Annotated in this window: 10 protein-coding genes and 1 tRNA gene; 5 read left to right on the top strand and 6 right to left on the bottom strand. The window is 73.7% G+C overall.

Translation table 11 applies throughout. The annotated features are described in order from the left end of the window. Positions 1-4 precede the first annotated feature (4 nt). The gene (gene pepN / locus KC207_RS08050; protein ID WP_211602483.1) at positions 5-2,488 is read left to right on the top strand and encodes an aminopeptidase N; all 2,484 of its coding nucleotides are present in this window, start codon (positions 5-7) and stop codon (positions 2,486-2,488) included. A 25-nt stretch (positions 2,489-2,513) separates the two neighbouring features. Here the strand turns inward: pepN and KC207_RS08045 are convergent, their stop codons facing one another. The 4 genes from KC207_RS08045 to KC207_RS08030 all read right to left on the bottom strand — a co-directional run bounded on the left by KC207_RS08045 (position 2,514) and on the right by KC207_RS08030 (position 7,560). Further along, on the bottom strand, positions 2,514-3,563 hold the full coding sequence (locus KC207_RS08045) for a zinc-binding dehydrogenase (RefSeq protein ID WP_211602482.1): 1,050 nt from the start codon (positions 3,561-3,563) through the stop codon (positions 2,514-2,516). A gap of 10 nt (positions 3,564-3,573) precedes the next feature. Then, positions 3,574-5,607 (bottom strand): vWA domain-containing protein, encoded by a 2,034-nt coding sequence (locus KC207_RS08040; protein WP_211602481.1) that lies wholly within the window; start codon positions 5,605-5,607, stop codon positions 3,574-3,576. After that, positions 5,600-6,988, bottom strand: coding sequence for a magnesium chelatase ATPase subunit I (locus KC207_RS08035; RefSeq protein WP_211602480.1), 1,389 nt, complete (start codon positions 6,986-6,988; stop codon positions 5,600-5,602). The genes KC207_RS08040 and KC207_RS08035 overlap by 8 nt, the downstream gene beginning before the upstream one ends. A 77-nt stretch (positions 6,989-7,065) precedes the next feature. Then, positions 7,066-7,560, bottom strand: a complete 495-nt coding sequence (locus tag KC207_RS08030; RefSeq protein WP_211602479.1) for a YajQ family cyclic di-GMP-binding protein — start codon at positions 7,558-7,560, stop codon at positions 7,066-7,068. A 68-nt stretch (positions 7,561-7,628) separates the two neighbouring features. On the opposite strand from KC207_RS08030, the gene KC207_RS08025 reads away from it, so the two are divergent. Both KC207_RS08025 and KC207_RS08020 read left to right on the top strand, forming a co-directional pair. After that, positions 7,629-7,709 (top strand) — tRNA-Tyr (locus KC207_RS08025). A gap of 126 nt (positions 7,710-7,835) precedes the next feature. Beyond that, positions 7,836-13,364, top strand: coding sequence for an ATP-binding protein (locus KC207_RS08020; RefSeq protein WP_211602478.1), 5,529 nt, complete (start codon positions 7,836-7,838; stop codon positions 13,362-13,364). Positions 13,365-13,473: 109 nt separating this feature from the next. Here KC207_RS08020 and KC207_RS08015 read toward each other — a convergent pair whose 3' ends face one another. Both KC207_RS08015 and KC207_RS08010 read right to left on the bottom strand, forming a co-directional pair. After that, positions 13,474-15,201 carry a sodium:solute symporter family protein gene (locus KC207_RS08015; protein WP_211602477.1) on the bottom strand — a complete coding sequence of 576 codons (1,728 nt, stop codon included), beginning with the start codon at positions 15,199-15,201 and terminating at the stop codon, positions 13,474-13,476. Beyond that, on the bottom strand, positions 15,198-15,476 hold the full coding sequence (locus KC207_RS08010) for a DUF4212 domain-containing protein (protein WP_211602476.1): 279 nt from the start codon (positions 15,474-15,476) through the stop codon (positions 15,198-15,200). Before KC207_RS08010 ends, KC207_RS08015 begins: the two co-directional genes overlap by 4 nt. Positions 15,477-15,754: 278 nt before the next feature. On the opposite strand from KC207_RS08010, the gene KC207_RS08005 reads away from it, so the two are divergent. Together KC207_RS08005 and KC207_RS08000 are read left to right on the top strand one after the other, a co-directional pair. Then, positions 15,755-16,189: a hypothetical protein gene (locus tag KC207_RS08005; protein ID WP_211602475.1), complete on the top strand. Its 435-nt coding sequence runs from the start codon at positions 15,755-15,757 to the stop codon at positions 16,187-16,189. 137 nt (positions 16,190-16,326) lie between these two features. Further along, entirely contained in the window at positions 16,327-17,961 is a 1,635-nt protein-coding gene (locus KC207_RS08000; RefSeq protein WP_211602474.1) for an HNH endonuclease signature motif containing protein, read from the top strand. Positions 17,962-17,983 lie beyond the last annotated feature (22 nt).

The following is a 17,983-nucleotide window of genomic DNA, read 5'->3' as shown; positions in this document are numbered from 1 at the left end:
GCGGATGCCGTCCCTGACCCGCGACGAGGCAATCGCCCGTGCCGCCCTGCTCACCGTCGACGCCGTGGAGGTCGACCTCGACCTCGACCGCGGGCCGGAGACCTTCGGGTCCCGCACGACGCTGCGGTTCACCTGCCACGAGCCCGGGGCCGCGACCTTCGTCGACCTGCGGCCGGTGACCCTCGAGCGGGCGAGGCTCAACGGCCGCGACCTCGAGCCGGCGGTCCTCGTCGACGGCCGGCTCGGGCTCGCCGACCTCGCGGCCGACAACGTCCTGGAGGTCGACGCGGTCATGGCCTACGGGCACGACGGACAGGGCCTGCACCGCTCGACCGACCCCGCCGACGACGAGGACTACGTCTACGGCCACCTCTTCCTCGACGCCGCGCCACGCGTCTTCGCGTGCGTCGACCAGCCGGACCTCAAGGCGCCGTACACCGTGCGCGTCACGACCCCACAGCACTGGAGCGTCGTCGGCAACGGCGCGGCCCGCCAGACCTCCCCGGGGGTGTGGGAGCTCGCGACGACCCGACCGCTGTCGACGTACTTCGTCACGGTCTGCGCCGGCCCGTGGGTGAGCGTCACCGGCGAGCACGACGGCATCCCGCTCGGGCTGCACGCCCGGCGCTCGCTCGAGGAGCCGCTGCTCCGGCACGCCCCGCACCTGCTCGAGGTGACGGCGACGGCCTTCGACCACTACCACCGCCTCTTCGGCGTCCGGTACCCCTTCGGCGACTACCACCAGGTCTTCGTGCCCGAGTTCAACGCCGGGGCGATGGAGAACCCCGGCTGCGTGACGATCCGCGACCAGTACCTCTTCCGCGGCGCCGCGACGCCGGACCAGCTGCTCGAGGTCGACAACACGGTCGTCCACGAGATGGCGCACATGTGGTTCGGCGACCTCGTGACGATGCGCTGGTGGGACGACCTGTGGCTCAACGAGTCGTTCGCCGAGTACATGGCCTACCGCACCTCGACCGAGGCCCTCGGTGCGCCGGAGGCGTGGGTCGAGTTCGGCATCGTCCGCAAGAGGTGGGGGTACGCCGCCGACCGCGCCCCGTCGACCCACCCCGTCGCGGGGTCGCCGGCGCCGGACGCGGTGTCGGCGCTGCAGAACTTCGACGGCATCTCGTACGCCAAGGGCGCCTCCGTGCTGCGCCAGCTCATCGCCCACATCGGGGCCGACGCGTTCGACGCCGGGGTCCGCGACCACCTCACCGCGCACGCCTTCGGCAACGCCGGCCTCGAGGACTTCCTCGGCGCGATGGCCCGGGCCGCGGGCCGGTCCCTCGACGACTGGTCGCAGGCGTGGCTGCGCACGGCCGGGGCCGACCGGCTCTCGCTCGGCCGGGACGGGACCCTGGCACGGTCCGTGCCGACGGAGCACCCGGCCGACCGACCGCACACCCTCGACGTCGCCGCGTTCGCCGACGGCCGGGAGGTGCTGCGCGTCCCCGTGGTCCTCGACGGGCCGTCGGCGCCCGTCGACGGCGTGGCCGATGTGCCCGACGACGCCCTCCTCGTGCCGAACGCCGGCGACCTCACGTGGGCCGAGGTCGGCCTCGACGACGTCACCCTCGACGCCCTGCCCGCGGGTCTCGCCGACGTCCCCGACCCCGTCGCCCGGCAGGTGCTGTGGACCGCGCTGCTCGTCGGGATGCACCGGGCGGAGGTGGACCCCCGCCTCGTCGTCGAGGTGTTCGACCGGGCGTGGGCCACCGAGGACGACCCCGCCGTGCTGCGCCGCGTCGCCGCCGCCGTCACCGTCAGCGTCGTCCCGACCTTCCTCCCTCCGGACGAGGCCGAGGCGGCGCTGCGCCGGGTCGCGGCCGCGGCGGACGTGCTGCTCACCCGGGCGGGGACGGTCGAGGGACCCGCGGGGGACGGTCTCGCCGTCGTCGCCGCCCGGGTCCTCGCGGCGTCCTCCACCGACGTCGAGCGGCTCGCGACCTGGTCCCGCGGGGACGGGCTGCCGGAGCCGCTCGTCGGCGACGACGACTTCCGGTGGCTCGTGCTCCGCCGGCTGTCGGCGCTCGACGCCCTCGACGAAGGGGCCCTCGCCGGGGCCGAGGAGGCCGACCGGTCGCTCGCGGGACGGCTCGCCGCCCTCGGCGTGCGTGCCGTGCGCCCGACCCCGGAGGCCAAGGCCGACGCATGGCGGTCGCTCGAGGAGGACGAGAGCCTGTCGAACTACGAGGCCCTCGAGATCGCCCGCGGCTTCTGGGCCACGCCCGACCCCGACCTCGTCCGGCCCTACGTCCGCCGGGTCGGGGACCTGCTCGCACGGCTGGCCCCCCGGATGGGCGAGGACGCCCTGTCCCGCGTCGCGACGGCGCTCTTCCCGCTCACCGTCGTCGAGGACGCCACGCTCGAGGCGTCGGCGGCGATGCTCGGCCGGACCGACCTGCCGCCGGGGGTGCACCGGGCGCTCGTCGACGAGGACCACGTCCTGCGCGAGGCGTTGGCGAGCCGCCACCGCTTCGGGTGAGCCGGGACGTCCGGAGCGCCGCCCGTCAGGGCAGCAGGACGAGCTTGCCGACGTGGCGGCGCGCCTCGAGGTCGCGCTGCGCGCCGGCCGCCTCGACGAGCGGGTAGGTGGCGGCGACGACCGGGCGCACCTCGCCCCGGCGGGCGATCCCGACGAGCCGCTCGAAGACCGCCGGGGTGTGCATCGTCGACCCGACGAGCCGGCGGTTGCGCAGGTAGAGCCGGCGGACGTCGACCGTCACCTCGGCGCCGTCGAGCGCACCGGCGACGACCCAGCGGCCGCCGTCCCGGAGCAGGTCGAGGCCGCCCGCGAGCGTCGGCCCGGCCACGACGTCGACGGCGACGTCGACGCCGTCGGGCGCGGCCTCGCTCAACGCGTCGAGGACGGGGCCGGCCCGCCGGTCGAGGACGACGTCCGCGCCGGCGGCGCGCACGGGGTCGGTCTTGCCGGTGCTGCTCACCGCGACGACCCGCGCCCCGCGGGCCGCGCACAGCTGGACGGCCGCCAGACCGACGCCGCCGGACGCCCCGGTGACGAGCACGGTGTCGCCGCGGGTCACCGCACCGCGCTCGACCATCCCGAGGGCCGTCCCGTACGCGATCGGCAGGCAGGCGAGCTCGACGTCGGTGAGCGGCGAGCCGTCGACGCGGTGGGCGCACGACGCCGGGACGACGCAGTACTGCGCGTACCCGCCGTCGCGCTCGCTGCCGAGGACGTCCGCCGGGTAGGTGTCCGGGCCGTCCCCGGCGTAGAGCGCCGGGTCGACGAGCACCCGAGCCCCGAGCAGCCCGTCGTCGACCTCGGCGCCGGTCGCGGCGACCCGCCCGGCGACGTCCCCACCCTGGATGCGCGGGAACGCGACCGGGCCGGTCCAGCCCGACCGCGGCCCCGGGAGGCCGTAGGCACCTTCACGGGTCCACACGTCGGTGTTGTTGAGCGCGGCGGCGGCGACCCGCACGAGCACCTCGTCCGGCCCGGGTCGGGGCACCGGGACCCGCCGGTGCTCGAGCACCTCCGGCCCTCCGTGAGCGGTGAGCAGCACGGCGTCCATCGTCGTCGGGACCGTGGCCGTCACGGGGGCGTCCTCAGCCGGCCCAGAAGCCGCGGTCGCCGAAGAGGTCCCGGTAGGACCCGAAAGCCGCCTGGCCGCCGGTGCGTCCGCCGAGGTAGGACCCGACGACGGCGGCACCGAGGTCCCCGAGCTCCGGGGCGACGACGCGGCCGTCCGCGCGCCGGGCCATCGAGTCGACGAACCGGGCCAGACCGGGGTCCTCGCCGAGCCGGAAGAACGTCGTCTGCGCCCCGAGCCGCGCCGCGGCGTCGAGCTCCTGGACGGCGAGCGCGAGCGTCTTCGGGTGCGGCGGGTAGTCGAAGAAGACCTCACCGCCGCGCTCGAGGTGGCTCGTCGGCTCGCCGTCGGTCACGACGAGCAGGACCGGCTGGGCGTTCGGGTGCCGGCGGAAGTGCCGGTTGGCGAGGAGCAGGGCGTGGTGGAGGTTGGTCCCCTTGTCCCACTCGGCGTCGAGCGCGGTGAGCGTCTCGATGTCCATCGTCCGGGCGTACCGCGCGAACGACACGAGCTGGAGGTGGTCGCCGCGGAACCGGGAGGAGATGAGCTGGTGCAGCGCGAGGGCGGTGCGCTTCATCGGCACCCATCGGCCGTCCATCGCCATCGAGAAGGACGTGTCGACGAGGAGGGCGACCGCCGCCTGGGTGCGGGCCTCGGTCTCGGTGACCTCGACGTCGCCGATCTCGAGGCGCAGGCCGTGCCGGGGGTCGCGGCCCGCGGCCACCTCGCGGGTGATGGCGTTCGTCATCGTCCGGGTGGTGTCCCAGGGCTCGGTGTCGCCGAACTCCCAGGGCCGGGTGGCGCCGGACTGCTCGCCCGCCGCCCCGGCCTGCCGGACGTCGCGCTGGCCGCCACGGGTGCTGAGCCGCCCGGCGACGTCGCGCAGGAGCGACTTGCCGAGCTCGCGCATCGCCTTCGGGGAGAGCCTGAGGGAGCCGTCCGCGGACCGGGTGAGCATGCCGCTGTCGCGCAGCGCCTTCTCGAGGTCGGCGAGGGCCCGGGCGTCGACGGCGGCGTCGTCACCGAGGTGGCGCGAGAGGGAGTCGAGGTCGACGTCGTCCATCCGCGCGCCGGGGTGGGACTGGGCCAGCTGCTCGGCGAGGGCGTCGAGGTCGGCGATGTCCTGGAGCACCCCGGTGCCGTCGCCGAGGCCCATGCCCTGGTCGCCCTCGAACCGCTCGGAGCCGCCCCAGTCCTCCCCGGGCCGCAGCCCCTGGAGCAGACCGTCGATCCGGGAGAGCTGGTCCATGAGCGCCGGGGAGCCGAAGGCCTGCTGCGAGAGCTCCATGAGCTCGGCCCGTTGCTCGGCGGACATCGAGTTCATCATCCGCTGGGCGGCGGCAGCCCGCTGCGCCAGGCTGTCGACGAGCTCCTCGACGCTCTGCGGGTCCTCCGGGAAGTAGTCGCCGTGCTTCGCCATGAAGTCCCGGAACTGCTCGTCGGTGTCGTCGCCGCGGGCGTGCGCCTCGAGGAGGTCGCCGAGGTCGCGCATCATCGCCTCGACGGCGGCGCGGTCCTCGTCGGTGGCGTTCTCCAACGCCTGCTTCATCCCGGCGAACCGTTGGTCGAGCAGCTCACGGCCGAGGAGGTCCTTGATCTCCTCGTACTTCTGCCGGCCCTCGCTGCTGCGCCAGTCGTAGTCGGACAGCTCGGTGACGGCGGCGGCGGGCGTCGGCGGCAGGCTCCCGATCCGCATCTCGGCGAAGCGGGCGTCGTCGTCGAGGTCGCGGGCCAGCTGCTTGCGCTCGGCGAGGACCGCTTCGTCGAGGAGGCGGCGGACCTCCTCCATCGTCCCGTCGAGACCGTGTCGCTGCAGCATCTCGCGGCGCTTCTCGGCGACGCGCCGGGCGAGCTCGTCGAGACCGGTGCGGTCGCGGGTGCCCTGGCGCAGCAGCTCGCGCATGGCCCGCTCGGGGGAGTAGCCCGCCATGACGTCCTCGCCGATGGCGTCGAGCGCCTCGCGGAGGTCGACCGGAGGGGCGAGCGGGTCGCCGCCGCCGTACTTCGTGAACCGGGAGCGGCGGCCCCGGCCGGGGGTGGGCTCAGCCATAGACGGTCTCCCCGTCGCCGGTGTCCTTGCTGATCCGCCGGGCGAGGTAGAGCCCTTCGAGTGCGAGCTCGAGGGCTGCCGCGCGTTCGCCGTCGGAGTGCGCGTCGAACCGGGTGGCGACCTGCTCGTAGAGGTCGGACTCGCCGAGGACCGGCAGCCCGTCGAGGAAGGTCCGGGCGCTCACCTGCTCGCCGGTCGTGACGAGCGCGCCCTCCTCGATGGCCTCGACGAGGAGGGCGAGGTCGATGCCGCCGAGGTGGCGGCGTGCGGTCTCCGCGGTGGCGGTGCGCAGCAGGTGCGTGAGGACCTCGCGTTCGCGGCCCTCCTCGCCGGTCTCGAGCTCGACCTTGCCGCGCAGCACGTCGAGCGCGGCCTCGAGGTCGACGACCCGGGCGACGGCCTCGTCCTCGCCCTGCGTCGTCGCCCGGTGCAGCGCGGCGGCGGCGACCGTCTCGGTGGCGGCGATGGCGAACCGTGCCGAGACGCCGGAGCGCTGGTCGACCGAGGACGAGCCGCGCAGGCCGCGGGTGAAGCGGGCGACGATCTCGACGACCGCGTCCGGGACGGCGGCGACGAGGTCGGCCTCCTGGCGGATGACGGCGACCTCGTCGTCGAGCTCGAGGGGGTAGTGAGTGCGGATCTCGGCGCCGAAGCGGTCCTTGAGCGGGGTGATGATCCGGCCGCGGTTCGTGTAGTCCTCGGGGTTGGCGGAGGCGACGACGAGGACGTCGAGGGGCAGCCGCAGGACGTAGCCGCGGATCTGGATGTCCCGCTCCTCCATGACGTTGAGCATCGCGACCTGGATGCGCTCGGCGAGGTCGGGCAGCTCGTTGATGGCGACGACGCCGCGGTGGCTGCGGGGGATGAGCCCGAAGTGGATCGTCTCGGGGTCTCCGAGCCGGCGGCCCTCGGCGACCCGCATCGGGTCGACGTCGCCGATGAGGTCGGCGACGCTCGTGTCGGGGGTCGCGAGCTTCTCGGCGTAGCGCTCGTCACGGTGGCGCCACGCGACGGGGAGGGCGTCGCCGAGCTCGGCCGCGCGGCGGCGGGACTCGACGGTGATCGGGTCGAACGGGTGCTCGCCCAGCTCGGAGCCGTCGATGACCGGCGTCCACTCGTCGAGCAGGCCGACGAGGCTGCGGAGCAGACGGGTCTTGCCCTGCCCACGCTTGCCGAGCAGGACGACGTCGTGGCCGGCGAGCAGGGCCCGCTCGACCTGGGGGACGACGGTGGAGCCGAAGCCGTGCAGGCCGGGCCAGGGGTCGCGGCCCTCGCGCAGGGCGGTCAGCAGGTTGGCGCGGATCTCGGCGCGGACGGACCGGGCCTCGTGGCCGCTGTCGCGGAGCTCGCCGACGGTCGTGATGGACGGTGCGTCGCTCATCACCTCACGCTACGCCTGCCCACCGACGCCCCGGCATCCCGTGTCCACCCTCGACACCCGCGTGGGCGTCCGCGGGGTCAGCGGTAGTTCGTGAAGCTCAGCGCGACGTCGAGGTCGGCGTCCTTGACGAGCCGCTGCACGGCCTGCAGGTCGTCGCGCGACTTGCTCGTCACCCGGACGGCCTCGCCCTGGATCTGGGTCTTCGCCGACTTCGGCCCCTCGTCGCGGACGAGCTTCGTGATCTTCTTCGCGTTCTCGGAGGAGATGCCCTGGCGCAGCGGGACGTCGAACTTGTACTCCTTGCCGGACAGCCGCGGCCCGGACTCCGGCACGTCGAGGTGCTTGAGCGACACCTTCCGCTTGACGAGCCACGTCTTGACGACGTCGAGGACCGCCTCGCACCGCTCCTCGGTCTCGGCCTCCATCCGGATGACCTCGCCGGCGAGCTCGACACTCGCGCCGACCCCCTTGAAGTCGTACCGGTTGCCGATCTCCTTCGCGGCGGTGTTCACCGCGTTGGCGACCTCCTGCTTGTCGTACTCGCTGACGATGTCGAAGCTGCTGTCGGCCATCGGGGGCTCCCTTCCGGAACGCGATTTCGGGTGCTCGGACGCGGCTTGCTATCCTTCCATGCGCACGAGGCAGGTTGCCCGAGCGGCCAATGGGAGCGGACTGTAAATCCGTCGCGAAAGCTTCGAAGGTTCGAATCCTTCACCTGCCACCGGTGCCCGAGGGCCCGGTCCGATCCGTTCGGACCGGGCCCTCGCTCGTGCCCGGGACACACCCGAACGAGCCGTGTCGCACCACTACTCGCGCGTCACGTGAGATCGGTGGCAGGCTCAGGCGCATGTTCGCCCGGATCGCCGTCGTCAACCGTGGGGAGTCCGCGATGCGGCTCGTCCACGCCGTGCGGGACCTCAACGCCGAGCAGGCGCCCGGAGCCCCCCGCACCCAGGTCGTCGCGCTGCACACGACCGGCGAGCGGACCGCGATGTTCGTCCGCGAGTCCGACCTCGCGTACGACCTCGGCCCCGCGTCCGAGCGCCCGTACCTCGACCACGCGAAGCTCGCGACGGCGCTGCGCGACACCGGCGCGGACGCCGTGTGGGTCGGCTGGGGCTTCGTCGCCGAGGACCCCGCGTTCGCCGAGCTCTGCCGTGACCTGGGGATCACGTTCATCGGGCCGAGCCCCGAGGCGATGCGCAAGCTCGGCGACAAGATCGGCTCCAAGCTCATCGCCGAGGAGGTCGGCGTCCCCGTCGCCCCGTGGAGCCAGGGCGGCGTCGACACCCTCGAGGAGGCGAAGGAGGCCGCCGCCCGCGTAGGCTACCCCCTCATGCTCAAGGCGACGGCCGGCGGTGGCGGGCGCGGCATCCGCAAGGTCGGCTCCGACGCCGAGCTCGAGGACGCCTACCAGCGCACCCGCGACGAGGCCGAGCGCGCCTTCGGCTCCGGGGTCGTCTTCCTCGAGAAGCTCGTCACCGGCGCGCGCCACGTCGAGGTGCAGGTCATCGCCGACGGCCAGGGCACCGCGTGGGCGATCGGCGTGCGCGACTGCTCGATCCAGCGCCGCAACCAGAAGGTCATCGAGGAGTCGGCCTCCCCGCTGCTCGACGAGGAGCAGGCGGCGCACGTCAAGGAGTCCGCGGAGCGGCTCGCCGTCGCCGTCGGGTACGCCGGCGCCGGCACGGTGGAGTTCCTCTACCACCCGGGGGAGAAGCTCTTCGCGTTCCTCGAGGTCAACACCCGCCTCCAGGTCGAGCACCCGATCACCGAGGTCGTGACCCGGACCGACCTCGTGCGCCTCCAGATCCACGTCGCCGAGGGCGGTCGCCTCGAGGGCGAGCGCCCGGTCGAGATGGGCCACGCCGTCGAGGCCCGGCTCAACGCCGAGGACCCCGACCGCGACTTCGCCCCGGCCCCCGGCCTCATCACCCACCTCGAGCTGCCCGCCGGGCCCGGCATCCGCGTCGACACCGGCGTGGCGGAGGGCGACTCCATCCCCGCGGACTTCGACTCGATGATCGCCAAGATCATCGCCTACGGTGCCGACCGCGAGCAGGCCCTGGCCCGGCTGCGGCGCGCGATGCGCGAGACGACCGTCGTCATCGAGGGCGGGGCGACGAACAAGTCGTTCATCCTCGACCTGCTCGACCAGCCCGAGGTCGTCGACGGCACCGCCGACACGGGGTGGATCGACCGGGTCCGGGCCGAGGGCCGGCTCTGGTCGACGGCCCACTCCGGCATCGCCCTCGTCGCCGCCGGCATCGAGTCCTACCTCGCCGCCGAGGCCATCGAGCGGGCCCGGCTGCTCGAGACCGCCCGCGGCGGCCGCCCGCAGGTCCAGCACGACGTCGGCCGTGCTGTCGACCTCAAGCTGCGCGGCACGGTCTACAAGGTGACGGTGCTGCGGACCGGCCCCGCGCGGTACCGGGTGACCGTCGGCGAGCCGTCGGGCGCCGAGCACACGGTGACCGCGGAGATCGAGCGCGTCGCGCCGCACGTCAGCCGGTTGCGCTCCGGCGGACGCAGCCACCGGCTCGTCACGGCGACGCACGGCCCGGTGCAGCTCGTCGAGGTCGACGGCGTGACGCACCGGGTGAGCCACGACGAGGGCGGCGTGCTCCGGTCGCCGGCGCCGGCGCTCGTCGTCGCGACCCCCGTGCCGGTCGGTACCGAGGTCGCAGCGGGGGCCCCCGTCCTGGTCCTCGAGTCGATGAAGATGGAGACCGTCCTGCCGGCGCCCTTCCCGGCGACGGTCAAGGAGCTGCTCGTCGCCCCCGGCAGCCAGGTCGAGACCGGGGCCGCCCTCGTGCGGCTCGAGCCCACGGCCGACGCGGAGGAGGCCGTCGAGGACGTCGCCGACGGCCCGGACCTCGACCTCTCCGCGCCGCCCGCCGAGGACGACAGCTCCCAGCAGGCCGCCCGCGCCCGCGCCGAGCTGCGCGCGATGATCCTCGGGTACGACACCGACCCGGCGCACGAGAGCCGCGCCCTCGAGGACTACCTCGCGGCCCGGGACGCGCTCGCCGCCGACGGGAACGCCGCGGTCGCGGCCGAGACCGACGTCCTCACCGTCTTCGCCGACCTCGCCGAGCTGGGCCGCAACCGGCCGGTCGGCCAGGAGACGCACAACGAGAACCGGGTGCACAGCCCCCGCGAGCACTTCCGCACCTTCCTCGCGACCCTCGACGCCGAGCGCGGCGGCCTCCCCGCCGACTTCGTCGCCCGGCTCGAGCGGGTGCTGCGCCACCACGGCGTCGACGGCCTGGAGCGCACCCCGGCCCTCGAGGCCGCGGTCTTCCGGGTCTTCCTCTCCCAGCAGCGCTCCACCCCCGAGGTCGCGACGGCCACCGCCGTCCTCCAGCGCTGGCTCGCCGAGCCGGCTCCCGAGGGGGAGGTGGCGACCACCGCCCGCGACGTCCTCGACCGGCTCGTCCTCGCGACCCAGCTGCGCTTCCCGATCGTCGGCGACCTCGCGCGCAGCGTCCGGTTCCGCTGGTTCGACCAGCCCGACGTCGACGCCGACCGCGCGGCCGTCCTGGGCGGGGTCGCCGGCGAGCTCGACGAGATCGACGCGATGCCCGCCGGGCCCGAGCGCGCAGCCCGCATCGACACCCTCGCCGCGATCCCCGAGCGGATCGTCCGCTTCCTCGGCGAGCGGCTGCGGCGCGGGGTCGCGGCCCGCGAGCCGATGCTCGAGGTGCTCGTCAAGCGGCACTACCGCGAGCACCACCTCGAGAACCTCCGCGAGGAAGCCGTGGACGGCCGCGCCGTCGTCGTCGCCGACTACCGCCTCGACGACCGGGACAACCGCCTCGTGTCGACGATCGCGCGGGCCGACGAGCTGACCCCGACCGGGGACCTCGCGGCGATGCTCGAGCGGGCCGCGGACGCCGTGCCCGACGGGCACGAGCTCGTCGTCGACCTCTACGTCCACTGGGAGGGCCTGCCCGAGGACGCCGAGGCCGCGTCGGCGGAGGTCCTCGACCGACTCTCCCGGATGCCGTTCGCCTCCCGCGCCCGGCGGGTCGCCGTCGGCGTCGTCCCCGAGGAGGGACGCGAGGTCGGCTACGTCACCGTCCGCGCCCAGGAGGACGGTGGCCTCGCCGAGGACCTGCCGGTCCGCGGGGTGCACCCGATGGTCGGCCGCCGGCTCAACCTGTGGCGCCTGCGCGAGTTCGACATCACCCGGCTCGACGCGCCGGACGACGTGCTGCTCCTGCACGCCGTCGCCCGCAGCAACCCGCAGGACCAGCGTCTCGTCGCCTTGGCCCAGGTCCGCCAGCTCGTCGTCGTCCGCGACGACGACGGGCGGGTCACCGCGCTGCCGCACGTGGAGCGGGCGCTCGCGAACTGCCTCGAGGCGGTGCGCCGCGCCCGGGCGACCCTCGGGGGCGGTGCGCGCCTGGACATGAACCACGTGTGGCTGCACATCTGGCCGCCGATCGAGGCCGACCTCGACCAGCTGACCGCCCTGCAGGCCAAGGTCGCCCCCATCACGGCGGGCGCCGGGATCGAGGAGGTGCGGGTGCAGGGGGACATCGCGGCCGACGTCGGCCGCACGGTGCCGGTCTGCGCCCGGTTCTCCTACCAGCCCGGCTCGGGCGTCACCTACGCGCTCGACCAGCCCCCGACGGAGCTGCTCAAGCCGCTCGACTCCTACGACGAGAAGGTGGTGCGGGCCCGGCGCCGCGGGCTCGTGTACCCCTACGAGCTCGTGTCGATGATCGCCGGCGGGGACGGCGAGGCCGTCGAGTACGACCTCGACGACACCGGCCGGCTCGTCCCCGTCGACCGCCCCTACGGCGAGAACACCGCGGGGATGATCTGCGGGGTCGTCACGACGCCGACCCCGCTGCACCCGAACGGCGTGACGCGGGTGCTGCTCTGCGGCGACCCGCTGCGCTCGCTCGGGTCCGTGGCCGAGGCGGAGTGCCGCCGGGTCATCGCCGCCCTCGACCTCGCCGAGGAGCGGGGGCTGCCGGTCGAGTGGTTCGCCCTGTCGGCCGGCGCCCGGATCGCGATGGACTCCGGCACCGAGAACATGGACTGGGTCGCGAAGGCCCTGCGACGGATCGTCACGTTCACCCAGGCGGGCGGCGAGGTCAACGTCGTCGTCGCGGGCATCAACGTCGGCGCCCAGCCGTACTGGAACGCCGAGGCGACGATGCTCATGCACACGCGCGGCATCCTCGTCATGACGCCCGACTCGGCGATGGTCCTCACCGGCAAGCAGTCGCTCGACTTCTCCGGCGGGGTGAGCGCCGAGGACAACCACGGCATCGGCGGCTACGACCGGGTCATGGGCCCGAACGGCCAGGCCCAGTACTGGGCCAAGGACCTCGCCGACGCGTACGGCATCCTCCTCTCCCACTACGAGTCGACGTGGGTGGCGCCGGGGGAGTCCGGCCCGCGCCGGGCGCGGACCTCCGACCCCGTCGACCGGGACGTCAGCGACTTCCCGCACTCCCTCGACGGCAGCGACTTCACGACGGTCGGCGACATCTTCTCCCCGGAGAAGAACCCGGACCGGAAGAAGGCGTTCGACATCCGCACCGTGATGCGGGCCGTGGCCGACCAGGACCACGAGACGCTCGAGCGGTGGGCCGGGATGGCCGACGCCGAGACCGCGGTCGTGTGGGACGCCCGGGTCGGCGGCATCCCCGTCGCGCTGCTCGGCATCGAGTCCCGGTCCGTCCCGCGGCGCGGGTTCCCGCCCACCGACGGCCCGGACACCTACACCGCGGGCACGCTGTTCCCGCGCTCGTCGAAGAAGGCAGCCCGGGCGATCAACGCGGCCTCGGGCAACCGGCCGCTCGTCGTCCTCGCGAACCTGTCGGGCTTCGACGGGTCCCCGGACTCGATGCGCAGCCTCCAGCTCGAGTACGGCGCCGAGATCGGCCGGGCGATCGTCAACTTCGAGGGCCCGATCGTCTTCGTCGTCGTCTCCCGCTACCACGGGGGCGCGTTCGTCGTGTTCTCCAAGCAGCTCAACGAGCGGATGACCGTCCTCGCCGTCGAGGGCTCGTTCGCCTCCGTGCTGGGCGGTGCGCCTGCGGCGGCCGTCGTCTTCTCCCGTGACGTCGACGCCCGCACCGCGGCCGACCCGCGGGTCTCCGGGCTCGAGGCCCGGGTGGCCGAGGCCGCGCCGCAGGACCGCCCGGTCCTCGCGACGGAGCTGGCCCGCGTGCGCCAGGCGGTCCGGTCCGAGATGCTCTCGAAGGTCGCGGCGGAGTTCGACCGGGTGCACGACATCCACCGTGCCGTCGAGGTCGGCTCGGTCGACGCCGTCATCGCCGCCTCGGAGCTGCGCCCGCGGATCGTCGCGGCCCTCGAGGCCGAGCTCGCGCCCGGGGAGATGCCCGTCGGCTGACCGGCGCCCGCGGCACGAGCCGCCCCGGCGGCCCTTCCCCGGACAGCCGCCGACCCGGTGACCTGTGCGGTCACCGGGCCGGAGGGTTCCTACGGGGTGCGGGACCGCGTCAGTGCAGGTCCTCACCCTTGGCGTGCGCCTCGACGAGGCGGGTCTTGCCGGGGTAGCGGATCTCCTCGACGAGCTCCTGCATGGCCGCGGACGGCTTCTCGGTCACCTTCGACACCGCGATGGTCACGATGAAGTTGATGAGCATGCCGACCGTGCCGAAGCCGGTCTCCGGGATGCCGAGGATCCCGTCGGAGTTGCCGTAGATGTCGATCGTCCACAGCATGTAGGCCATCGTCACGCCGAGGCCGGCGATCATGCCCCACATCGCGCCCTTGGCCGTACAGCCCTTCCAGAAGATCCCCAGCACGAGGATCGGGAAGAACGACGCGGCCGCGAGACCGAAGGCCAACGCGACGACCTGGGCGACGAACCCGGGCGGGTTGATGCCGAGGTAGCCGGCGACGACGATGGCGGCGGCCATCGCGATCCGGCCGACGAGGAGCTGCTGCTTCTCGGACGCCTGCGGGTTGATCCGCTTGTAGTAGACGTCGTTGGCCACCGACGAGGAGATGACGAGCAGCAGACCCGACGCGGTGGACAGGGCCGCCGCGAGGGCACCGGCCGCGACGAGACCGACGATCGGTGCGGGCAGGCCGCCGATCTCCGGGCTCGCGAGGACGATGATGTCGTTGTTGATGAGCAGCTCGTTCGGCACGTCGGACGCGGCGCCGGTGAAGTCGATGACCCCGTTGCCGTTGAGGTCGGCGACGGGCGGCAGGGTGCCGTCCGCGGCGGCCGGTCCGGTGATGAGGCCGACGTTCGCCCACTGGGTGAACCACCCGGGCATCTCGGCCAGCGACCGGCCGGACACGTCCTGGATGATCTGCAGCTTCGAGAACGCCGCGACCGACGGGGCCAGCGTGTAGAGGAGCGAGATGAAGAACAGCGCCCACAGGGCCGAGAACCGTGCGGCCCGCACCGACTTCGCCGTGTAGAAGCGGACGATGACGTGCGGCAGGCCCGCCGTGCCGAACATGAGCGCCGCCGTGATGAGCACCATGTTCGCCCGGGAGGTCTGGGTGAACGCCTCGGTGTACTGGGCGAAGCCGAGGTCGGTCTGCAGCCCGTTGAGCTCCTCGAGGATCTGGCCGAAGCCGATCTGGGGGAGCGGCACCCCGGTGACGCGGGCCGAGACGGCGACCGCGGGGATGATGTAGGCGATGATCAGCACCGTGTACTGCGTCACCTGGGTCCAGGTGATGCCCTTCATGCCGCCGAGGACCGCGTAGAAGAACACGATCGCCATCCCGAGCACGACGCCGGTCGTCGGGTTGACGTTGAGGAACCGCGTGAAGACGACGCCGACCCCGGCCATCTGGCCCGCGACGTAGACGAACGACACAACGATCGCCGCGACGACCGCGACGAGGCGCGCGGTCTCGTTGTACCGGTCGCCGACGAAGTCCGGGATCGTGTACTTGCCGAACTTGCGCAGGTACGGTGCGAGGAGCAGGGCGAGCAGGACGTAGCCGCCCGTCCAGCCCATGAGGTACACCGACCCCGCGTAGCCGTTGCCCGCGAAGGCGACGATGCCGGCCAGCGAGATGAACGACGCGGCGCTCATCCAGTCGGCGGCGATGGCGGCGCCGTTCGCGGGGGCGGGGATGCCGCCACCGGCGACGTAGAAGCCGGCCGTGTCCGAGACCCGGCTGCGGTAGGCGATGTAGATGTAGAGGCTGAAGGTCAGGACGACGAAGACGAGCGTCCAGGTCTGCACGTCGCTCACGAGTGGTGCACCTCCGTCTCGTTCTCCTCGACCCCGTACTCCTTGTCGAGCTTGTCCATCTGCCACACGTAGATCGCGATGAGGATGACGAAGACGATGATCGAGCCCTGCTGGGCGAACCAGAAGCCCAGCGGGAAGCCGATGAACGAGATGTTGTTGAGCGCGTCGACGAAGAGGATGCCGGCCCCGTACGACACGAGCGCCCAGACCACGAGCAGTCCGGCCATGAGCCGGAGGTTCCTGCGCCAGTACTCCTGGCGCTGACGGTCGTCCATGAACTCGCCTCCTTGCGAATTCCCCGGGTCTGCGGAGCCCGGCTGGCGTACAGGAAACCCCCGGACGGGCAGGGGATCAACGAGGTGGCGGAGGGGCGGGAGGACCGTGCGGTGAACGGTCGCAGCGCAGGTGCGATCGGGGGTCGGCCGCGACGAACGGTCGCCCGGAGGGGTCGAGCGGTCGGATGGGACCGCTCGGCGTCCGCTCCGTCGCGCTCGCCCCGTGTCGGGGCGGTGGATGCGGACAGGGAGGGCCCCGGCTGCCTACCATCCCGGGCATGGCCCAGAGCAGTGTCGCACCCTCCTCCACGCCCGCCGCGCGCGCCGCCCGACCGGCGCGGCGACGGATGGAGCAGGGCCGCAAGCGGCTCCTCCTCGCCTCGGCGATGGGCCTCGTCGGGTCCTTCCTGCCCTGGCTGCTCACGGGGGTGGGCAACGTCAACGGGGCCCGGGGTGCCGGCCTGTACGTCGCGTACGCGGCGGTACTGGGGCTCGCCGGGGCGCTCATGCCGATGCGCAGGGTCGCCTCGGTGCAGGGGTTCGTGCTCGCGAGCGCCGCGGTGGTCCTGCCGCTCTGGCAGCTCGTCCACATCTGGTCCCTCGTCGGCTTCGCCGGCTGGACCCCCGGTCCCGGTCTCGTCATGTGCCTCGGCGCGGGCGTTCTCGCCGGGATCGGCAGCCTCCAGCTCTGGCACCGGCCCGCCGAGGCCTGAGCCGGACGGCCCGCCGCGACCTCGTACCGCGCCCCGCCGTCGCGGGTGACATCCGGGAACGGGCCCACGGGTGACCGACCCGAAGACCTGTGGGAAAAGTCCTGGCGTTCGAACATCTGTTCGATTACACTAGGGGCATGGACCAGGGGGATGTGAGCCGTCGTATCGCGACGCTCCGTGCGGAGGCGGCGGCGGTGGCTGCGGAGCTCGCGACCGGGGGTCGGGGGTTGTCGCCGGAGGATGCGTTCGCGGTGGCGGGTGAGCTGCAGGGTGTGGTGAACGCAGCGGAGGTCGCGCAGGCCGCTGCCGCGGGATGGGGTGCTCGGGTGGAGACGACGATGTACGGGGACGGTCCTCGGGAGCGGATGCACCCGGTGGGGTTCGTCGACGGGATGGCCGGCACGGAGCTGTCGCTGGCGTGTGGGGTGACCGAGGGGCTGGCGCACCGCAAGGCCCGCCTGGGGGCGGCCCTGGTGGACCGGTTCCCGGCGCTGTGCACGCTCGCGGTCGACGGGTCGGTGCCGTCCTCGTCGCTGCACAAGGTCCTCGACGCGTGCGCCGGCCTGGACCGGGACGCGTGTGCGCGGGTGGACGCGGAGGTCGCTCCGCGGCTGGCGGGGATGGACCCGGCGGCGGTGGTCTCGACCGTGCGGCGGGTCGCCTCCCGGGTCGCGGCCGACCAGGTCGCCGCCCAGGTGGCGGCGACGCGGCGGGGCCGGACGGTGGAGGTCCGTCCCGGGGAGGACGGCCTGACGGACTGGTACGCCCTGGTGCCGACGGAGACCGCTGCGGCGGCGTGGTCGGCGGTGGAGGCCCTCGCCGACCGGTACCGGCAGGCCGACGACAGCCTCACGGTGGCCGAGGCGCGGGCGGACGCGTTCGCCGACCTGCTGCTGTCCGACGTCACCGTCTCCGCGGAGGTCACCCTCGGGGTCCCGGTCCTCACCGGCGACCGGGAGCCCTTCGCCGACGGCGACACGGTGTGGGTGACCGTCGAGCACGGTGACGACGAGACGTTCCTCGACGCCGACACCGGGGCCGAGGTCCGCTACGGCGGCCTCACCCCCGCGTCCCGGGCCGAGCTGTCGCGGCACCCGGTGACCGACCACGACGAGCACGACGACGTGGCCGACAGCGAGTGGGGCCCGATGCTCACCGTCGACGGACGCAGCCGCGACCTCGCGCCCGTCCCGTCCGGCGCCGCCGCGCACGGTGTGGCCGGGGTGATGGTCTCCGGTGCCGCGGTTCCCGGCCTGGGCTGGGTCGACGCCGCCACGATGGCGTCCCTCCTCGCCACCGTCCCGATGGGTATCGGGCGGGCCGTGCTGACCGCCGAGACCGGGGTGCTGACCTCGACGACGAGCTCGGCGTACACACCGCCACCCCGGATGCGAGAGCACGTGACGACCCGTGACGGCACCTGCCGGATGTGGGGCTGCACCCGCCCCGCCGTCCACTGCGACCTCGACCACAGCCGGCCGTGGCCGGAGGGCCGGACGAGCCCGCAGAACCTCGTCGCGCTCTGCCGCCGGCATCACCGGATGAAGCAGCAGACCCGATGGCGCCCGGTGCTCGACCCCGCGACCGCCACCCTCACCTGGCACGGCCCGGGCGGTCGCACCCGCACCACCGAACCCCTCCTCCGCGGCGACCCCCGAGAGCCCGCGCCCGTCCGCGCGCCGTCGCGCGGAGGATGCCCGAGGGCGCCGGCGGCCACTCCACCGGCGGCGGTCGCCGCCGCGACCGCCGCACCAGACCACATCCCCTTCTGAGGGGTGCCGGTCCGGGAAGGTC

It is taken from the genome of Phycicoccus avicenniae, assembly GCF_018139485.1.
In the GTDB taxonomy this organism is placed as follows: Bacteria; Actinomycetota; Actinomycetes; order Actinomycetales; family Dermatophilaceae; genus Phycicoccus; species Phycicoccus avicenniae.
The sequence above is the reverse complement of the archived record's forward strand: the minus strand, read 5'-3'. Positions and strand labels throughout refer to the sequence as shown.